Source organism: Brevundimonas faecalis (assembly GCF_040549405.1).
GTDB classification, from domain to species: domain Bacteria; phylum Pseudomonadota; class Alphaproteobacteria; order Caulobacterales; family Caulobacteraceae; genus Brevundimonas; species Brevundimonas faecalis.
This window is the reverse complement of the sequence record NZ_JBEPTF010000008.1, coordinates 5,001-6,048: the sequence shown is the minus strand read 5'-3', so window position 1 is coordinate 6,048 and position 1,048 is coordinate 5,001. Positions and strand designations below refer to the sequence as shown.

Genomic DNA, 1,048 nt, shown 5'->3' with positions numbered 1-1,048 from the left:
GGCGGCGTTGCTGGCGCTGGGTCAGGCGCAGACAGCAGAAAGCCCCGGAGCTTTGAGCTACGGGGCTTTGAGAGTTTTGGGTGCGGGAGCAGGATTTGAACCTGCGACCTTCAGGTTATGAGCCTGACGAGCTACCGGGCTGCTCCATCCCGCGGCAAGGCGGAGAGTGAGGGAAGAATGGGTTCGAAGACTGCGGGTCTCAAGTAGCGCGAAGCGCGTTAGAGCCGCTGAATAATGTTCTTGTGTATCTGGTAGACCCCGCGGCGACCTACTCTCCCGCGCCTTGAGACGAAGTACCATTGGCTCTGGAGGGCTTAACGACCGAGTTCGGAATGGGATCGGGTGTGGAACCTCCGACATAGCCACGGGGTCAACCAGACACACAAGAAGCCTGGGCTGAAGCAGCACGAATGTGCGTTAGCCCAAGCAATAAAGAAGACATCGTCGCGATTGTATTATCGGCAAGTAGAACCGAATGAGTTTTGCTGAGAAACGATCAAGCCGATCGGATTATTAGTACCAGTAAGCTTCATGCGTCGCCGCACTTCCACACCTGGCCTATCAACGTGGTAGTCTTCCACGATCCTCAGCGAAGCCTTGTTTTGAGGTTAGTTTCCCGCTTAGATGCTTTCAGCGGTTATCTATTCCATACTTAGCTACCCTGCTGCACGGCTGGCGCCATGACAGGTCCACCAGAGGTATGTCCATCCCGGTCCTCTCGTACTAGGGACAGATCCTCTCAAGCTTCGAACACCCACGGCAGATAGGGACCAAACTGTCTCACGACGTTCTGAACCCAGCTCACGTACCACTTTAAATGGCGAACAGCCATACCCTTGGGACCTGCTCCAGCCCCAGGATGTGATGAGCCGACATCGAGGTGCCAAACTTTGCCGTCGATATGGACTCTTGGGCAAAATCAGCCTGTTATCCCTAGAGTACCTTTTATCCGTTGAGCGATGGCCCTTCCACGCGGGACCACCGGATCACTATGGCCGACTTTCGTCTCTGCTCGACTTGTCAGTCTCGCAGTCAGGCGAGCTTATGC

At 55.2% G+C, this 1,048-nt stretch carries 1 tRNA gene and 2 rRNA genes (1 of these 3 running past the window's edge); all 3 read right to left on the bottom strand.

Annotated elements, in window-relative coordinates:
• Window positions 1–77: 77 nt before the first annotated feature.
• Window positions 78–154: transfer RNA gene (locus ABIE19_RS17470), tRNA-Met, on the bottom strand.
• Between the two features lie 101 nt (window positions 155–255).
• Window positions 256–370, bottom strand: a 5S ribosomal RNA gene (rrf, locus tag ABIE19_RS17465).
• 122 nt (window positions 371–492) lie between these two features.
• Window positions 493–1,048, bottom strand: a 23S ribosomal RNA gene (locus ABIE19_RS17460); it runs 2,223 nt beyond the window's last position.